Origin of the sequence: Streptomyces sp. DvalAA-14, from assembly GCF_900091855.1 — a bacterium.
Taxonomy (GTDB): Bacteria; Actinomycetota; Actinomycetes; order Streptomycetales; family Streptomycetaceae; genus Actinacidiphila.
On record NZ_FMCH01000081.1, the window covers coordinates 1 to 6,345 of the forward strand.

The following is a 6,345-nucleotide window of genomic DNA, read 5'->3' on the forward strand; positions in this document are numbered from 1 at the left end:
CGGAACCCGCGGCACCCGCGCCCGCTCAGTAGCTCGTAGCTCCGAAGGCCCGGGTCACCGACCTGGGCCTTCTCTCATCTCGGTCCTCGGTCGTCGTCCCTCATCGGGCGGTGGACCGGCAGCCGCCGAGTCTCGCCCACACCGCGTTGCCCCCGGTGAAGACCGATCGGGCGACGCCCCAGCGGTCGGCGAGGTGCTGGACGAGTAACAGGCCGCGCCCGCCCTCGTCGTCCAGGCCCGGTCGGCGCGGTATCAGGCTGTGCGGCGCCGGGTCGTGATCGTGAACTTCCAGGTGGACCAGGCCGTCCGTGGTGAGCCCGACGCAGCACAGGAACTGCGCGCTGGGGGTGTGGCGTACGGCGTTGGTGGCCAGCTCGGACAGGACCAGGACCGTGTCCTGCCCGGTCTCCTCCGGCAGTTCCCAGGCGCGCAGCAATTCGGCCGTAGCGGCGCGGGCGGCCCCCACGCTCTCCCGTCTCGCCGGGAGTTCGAGCCAGTGGACCCGGTCCGGGGCGGCGGTGCGCAGGAGTTGGGGGGAGGGGTACGACGCGGCAAGGGGCACGGTTCGCCTTCCGTCAGCGGACGGGCGTGCTGGGCGTGGGGAGTTCAGTGGTGCGGGGGGCGGTCGGCCGGTTGGGGGGCCGGACCGATACGTGGGGACGCCTGTGGTGAGTGGTGGGAAAGTCCACCGGTGGGGCCAGCGGGATCTATCACGTTGACACTATGCTAGCTGTCCTCTTCATGCCGCAAGCATCTCTCTGATAATTTCAGCTCGTCCATAGCTGCCTGTTGCGATACCTCAACTCCCCTATGGTTCTGTTTTGCTGACAGACACTCAGGAGGTAGGTCGTGAGCGAAGCCCGTCCGGCCGGCGGCACCAGCGCTCCCACCGTGCTCCGCATGATCCTCGGCAAACGGCTGAAGGATCTGCGGGAGAGCGCCGGGGTGTCCCTGGAGGCTGCGGCCAAGGCCCTGCGGGTGACGCCCCTGACGATCCGCCGGATGGAGAAGGCCGAAGTCGGCCTCAAGATCCTCTATGTCGAGAAGCTCCTGGAGGACTACGGGGCGGGCCCGCAGGAGATCGCCGAGTTCCTCGACATGGCCGAACAGGCCAACGAGCCCGGCTGGTGGCACCGGTACCGCGATGTGGTGCCCGGCTGGTTCACCGCGTATGTGAGCCTGGAGAGCGACGCCCGCACCATCCGCACCTACGAGCCGCACTACGTCACGGGACTGCTGCAGACCCACGCGTACGCCCGGGGCATCCTGCGCGCCGGATTCCCCAACGATTCCGACGACGAACTCGAACGGCGGGTGGAGTTACGACTGCGCCGACAGGGTCTGCTGGACCGGCCGGACGCGCCCACCTTGTGGGTGGTGATGGAAGAAGCGGTGCTGCACCGGGTGATAGGCGGTGCGGAGGTGATGCGGGCACAGATCGACCGGCTCCTGGAAGCGACGGAGCTGCCCAACGTCACCATCGACATCGCACCCTTCAGCGCGGGCGCCCATGTGGGCGCGTTCGCCTCCTTCACCTACTTCCGCTTCGACGCCCCCGAGTTGCCCGACGTCGTCTACACCGAGCTGCTGTCCGGATCCATCTATCTCGACCAGCGGCCCGATGTCGTCGCCCACCTCGAAGCGCACAACCGGATGTCCCTGCTGACCTCGTCAAGTGACAGCAAGACGCTCTTGAACCGCATGCGGAAGGAGTACACATGACGATCACCGACGACGGTGTCTACAACGGAATGCCCGCCTCCGAACTCGGCGAGGCCGGATGGGAACGTCCCTGGAGCGGGACCAGCGGCGGACAGTGCGTGGAGATGAAGCGGCTGGCCGACGGCCGGGTCGCGGTGCGGCAGTCGACGGACCCGGCCGGACCCGCGCTGATCTACACGCCCGAGGAGATGGGCGCGTTCGTGGCGGGGGTCAAGAACGGCCTGGCCGACCACATCACGGCTCCCCAGCCGTGCGGCAGCAGAGCGGCCAAGCGCAGACCGCCGCACCGCCAGACGCCGCAAGCGGCGAGACCGACCCCCAGCATCACGTAGCGCGAGCGGTCGCGCACCACGTCGGGCAGCCCGCAGCGGCCCGCACCGGCGCGGTCCGCGGCAGCGCTCGGCAGCGCTCGGCAACGCGCACCGCCGCCACCCGGCACCAGCAGCTCCCGGCACGATCGACGCACAGGACTGGAGGGACACGATGACCGGCTCCCACGCCCCACGGGACATCGACACCAGCAAGCCGCACTCGGCCCGCATGTACGACTACTACCTCGGCGGCAAGGACCACTTCGACGTCGACAAGCAGGCGGCCGAGCGGGTGGCGTCGGTGTATCCGGGCATCTTCGTGTGCGCCCGGGAGAACCGGGCGTTCATGCACCGGGCCACCAGGGTCCTGGCCCGGGAGCACGGCATCCGGCAGTGGCTCGACATCGGCACCGGCATCCCGACCGAGCCCAACCTGCACCAGGTGGCCCAAGCCGTCGTCCCCCAGGCCCGGGTCGTCTACGCCGACAACGACCCCCTCGTGCTGAAGTACGCCGAGACGCTGATGCGCAGCACACCCGAGGGCCGCACCACCTACATAGAGGCGGACGCCAACGATCCCGATGTGCTGCTGAACTCGCCCGAGTTGGGGGAGGTGCTGGACCTGGCCCAGCCGGTGGCGCTCTCCCTCAACGCGCTGCTGCACTTCATCACCGACGCCCAGGATCCGTACGGGCTCGTCCGCCGCCTGATGGACTTCCTGCCCTCGGGCAGCGCGCTGGCCATCAGCCACTGCACGCCCGACTTCGATCCTGCGACCTGGGAGAAGGTCACCCAGATCTACAACAACGGCGGCACACCCGTTCAGTTCCGGTCGAAGGCGGAGGTCGAGCGTTTCTTCGAGGGCCTCGACCTGCTGGAACCCGGCATAACGGTGGGGCACCGCTGGCGCCCCGATGCCGCGCAGGACACGGTCGACGAGGACGTCAGCGATGCGACGGTCAGCGTGTGGTCCGGGGTGGGCATCAAGCCGTAACCGGCCCCGGACGCCCGACGCGCACCGCGGCCCGCCTCACCCGAGGGTGACCGTCGCCGAGGCGGTCAGGCCGCCGGACGTCACGGTGACGGTGACCTGCCCGCGCCGCACCGCGCTCAGCGTCGCGGACGACAGGTCGAGCACGGCCAGCGTCCTGGCGCGCCGCCGGGCGGCCCGCGCCTGCGCCGCGCCGTTCACGACCGCGAGTCCGGCGCCGCCGCGCCAGGTGACGCTGGCCGGGAAGCGCAGCGGGAAGCGGAGGCCGAACTCGCTGGTGACGCCGGTCGCGGCGACCGCCGCCGAAGCGCCCACGCCGATTTGCCCGGGCGCCGCCAGCTCGATCCCGTCGATCAGCGGCCGGCTCTCGGCGCGCAGCCACTCGCGGGTCTGCGGACTGGGCTGTCCCGGCCGGATGCGGGCGGGTCGCGGGTCGACGCCGATGTGCATCCAGCCGAAGAACCCGCCCTGGTCGGGGGAGCTGTACGGCGTCTTGCCGACCGCCGGGGTGGTGACCTCCAGCACGCCGTCGGAGCGGGTGACCGCCGCGGTGTGCGCGTGGCCGGTGAACAGGGCGATCGGCTTGCCGGACTCCTCCCGGAAGTCGGCCAGCCAGCGCTTGAGGAGGTCGGCCGCCAACTGATCGGTCAGCTGGGAGGCGCCGGCCCCGGACGGGTCCTGCAGCGGGTGGTGGAAGGAGACGACGACGCCGTGCACGGTGGCGTCCCGCGCCGCCTTCGCCAACTCCGACTGCAACAGCGGGACTTGGGACCAGTCCGAGGTCCGCATGTCGCCGGTGTGGGAGTCCAGCAGGATGAAGCGGGTGCTCTTGTGGTCGAACACCTGCCGGTTCGGCCGACCGGTCACGTCGAGGAAGGCGTCGAGCCCGCCGGTCGCCGACAGGCCGGCCTCGTGATTGCCCGGGGTCCAGTAGACCGGCAGGGTGTCCGGGACGTGGTCGCGCAGCAGGCCGTCGGCCAGTTCGAAGTCGGCGGGGTTGTTGTTGTCCACGAAATCGCCGTTGATCAGCACGAAGTCGGGCCTGCTCGCGACGACTTGGCCGAGCGCGGCCACGGCCTGCCGCCCCGAGAAGGAGTCCAGGCCGGCTGCCGCGCTGACATGCAGGTCGGACAGCACCGCGAACGTCCAGCGCCGGCCCGGCAGTTCGCCCTGTTCGACGACATACGGATCCGGCTGCGGCGGCTGCGCGGCGGCCGGCTGCTGCCCGACCTGCGCGACCAGCCCGTCGAACTGCAGCAGTCCCGCGTTCTTGTTGGTCTGTGACGTCTCGGCGAGGTAGATCCGCGACAGCGTGACCGGGTCCGAGAAGCCGGTGGGAAGATCGCCGACGACCCGGCGCCAGCCCGTCCAGTCGACGGTGGTGGCGAAGGTGAACGGTACATTGGTGGTGCCCTGCGAGGCCAGCATGGCCCGCAGCCAGTGGTTCCGGCCGTCACCGCTGACCCACAGCGCGAGCTTCTTCGTTCCGACCGGCAGGGTGATCGGACCCGGACCGGCCACCGCGTACGCGGCCGAGGTGCTGGACTGCCCGGTGAAGTCGTAGCCGAGGCTCAGCGCGTGGTTGTCGGCGCCGGCGCCGGGCCGGTCCGGGGCGGCCACGAAGGCGACCGACGCCGTACCCCGCGCGGCGGCCGCGGTCCAGCTCTCGCCCGGTTCGAACGCGGCCAGCGCCACATCGACCAGGCCGACCGTGACCGGCAGTTCCGCTGTCACGCCCTGCACGGTCGCGGTGATCGTCGCCGAGCGGCCGCCGGCGTCCGCGCCGCCGGTCAGCCGGAAGCCGCCGTCGGACCCGGCCGCCACGGTGATGACGGTCCGGTCGTAGGCGAGGGTCACATCGCGCGGCGCCACGGGGGCGTCGAAGCCGTCCGCGTCGATCCCGGTGAGGCCGACGGCCGCGGTCGCCCCCGGGTCGAGCGTGACCGCCCGCGGGGTGAAGGCCAGCCGGTGCAGCTCGCCCAGGACGCGCAGCTCGTGCTCGCCGCGGGCCGCGCCGGCGCGGGCGCGCAGCACACCCGATCCGGGCCGCCCGGCGCGGAAGACGCCGTCGCTCGCCCGGCCCAGCGAGCCCGGCTCGGCGGTCCAGGTCACCGGGTGCCCGTCGATCGCCGCGGGCGCCCAGCTCTCGTCGTAGCCGGCCACCGCGAGGTCCATGGTGAGACCGGGCACCACCCGGTCGGCCTGCGAGCGGACATCCAGGCCGCGCAGCCGTCCCGAGCCGGCCCGGCCGAACAGGCCGACGCCGTTGGGCACCGGCCGCTCGCTGCCGTCCGACGGCGTGTTGACGACGCCGACCGCGGCGTCGCCGGGCCGGCGGGCGACCAGTTCGGTGGATCCGCCGCCGTCGAGCATGAACGCCTCGTCGGCGCCGAGGCGCACCAGCAGCGCGGCCATGTCGTCGAAACCGAGCCCGGGGGAGAAGGTGGCGGAGCCGTCCACCGCCACGAGCAGCAGCCGGTGGCCGCCGGCCGGCCAGCCGATCGCGGTGCGAGGCTTGGGCGCGTCGTTGCCCGTACTGGGCGGGAAGTCGATCGCCGTACCGTTCCGGACCAGTACCGACCCGCTGCCCAGCGCCATGCTCAGCCGCGCCGGCGCGTCGCTCTGCGGTGCGAACGTGACGCTGACGGTGTCGCCCACCCGGGCGGCGGCGAGCCCGGCCGCCGCGGCGCCGCGCCCGAGGACCACCAAGCCGTCGTCCGGTACGCCCGCGGCGGTGATCCGCCCGTTGACCGCGGTGATCCGGCCGCCCGACACGACAAGTTCGGTGTACGGGCCCGTGTCCTGGATGAGCGTGCGGTCCCCGGATCCCCACAGCGGGGTGAACACGGCGATGCCGTCGGCGGGCACCGAAGGGGAGTTGAGCGCGGCCAGCGGGCGCTGGGCACCGGCCACCGCGACCGTGCCGGTGATCATCAGATCGGCGAGCCGGGCGACCCGGTCGGCGCCGACCGCGGCCACCGTCGAGGACTGGTTGGTGCCCTTGCGCAGCCGCCCGCCCTGGATCTCCGGCCCCTCGGCCGCGAAGGTCTCCGTGATGTCGAAGTAGTCGCCGTTGACCGCGGCGACCGCGCCCCGCGCCTGTGCCGCCTGTGCCAGCGGACGCGCCTGGCTCACCTTGTCGGCGATCAGGTCCACGCCGACGGACGCGTCGCCCAGGTCGGCGTTGAGCACGTGCACCCGTGTCCAGCCCGTCCGTCCGAAGGTGTCGAACGAGGTGAGGACGATCCCGGGCGCCACGGGACGGTCCACCCGGTCGCTCAGGACCGACTCCCCGGCGACGGTCACCTGGTACGTCGGCGG

Annotated in this window: 4 protein-coding genes and 1 pseudogene; 3 read left to right on the plus strand and 2 right to left on the minus strand. The window is 72.0% G+C overall.

The genetic code is table 11. The annotated features are described in order from the left end of the window. Nucleotides 1-100: 100 nt before the first annotated feature. A complete protein-coding gene (locus tag GA0115240_RS04145) occupies nt 101-562 on the minus strand; it encodes an ATP-binding protein (RefSeq protein ID WP_176724979.1) in 462 nt (153 codons plus the stop codon). Between the two features lie 287 nt (nt 563-849). Here GA0115240_RS04145 and GA0115240_RS04150 point away from each other — a divergent pair, with 287 nt between their 5' ends. The 3 genes and pseudogenes from GA0115240_RS04150 to GA0115240_RS04160 all read left to right on the plus strand — a co-directional run bounded on the left by GA0115240_RS04150 (nt 850) and on the right by GA0115240_RS04160 (nt 3,027). Further along, nucleotides 850-1,722, plus strand: coding sequence for a helix-turn-helix domain-containing protein (locus tag GA0115240_RS04150; protein ID WP_093735281.1), 873 nt, complete (start codon nt 850-852; stop codon nt 1,720-1,722). Next, nucleotides 1,719-1,964: pseudogene (locus tag GA0115240_RS04155) on the plus strand (DUF397 domain-containing protein); the annotation flags it as partial. The gene GA0115240_RS04150 and the pseudogene GA0115240_RS04155, both read left to right, overlap by 4 nt. 241 nt (nt 1,965-2,205) lie before the next feature. After that, nucleotides 2,206-3,027 carry an SAM-dependent methyltransferase gene (locus GA0115240_RS04160; RefSeq protein WP_093735283.1) on the plus strand — a complete coding sequence of 274 codons (822 nt, stop codon included), beginning with the start codon at nt 2,206-2,208 and terminating at the stop codon, nt 3,025-3,027. 36 nt (nt 3,028-3,063) lie between these two features. On the opposite strand, the gene GA0115240_RS04165 is transcribed toward GA0115240_RS04160, so the two are convergent. Next, a partial coding sequence (locus GA0115240_RS04165; RefSeq protein WP_141708717.1) for a phosphodiester glycosidase family protein occupies nt 3,064-6,345 on the minus strand: 3,282 nt, incomplete at its 5' end.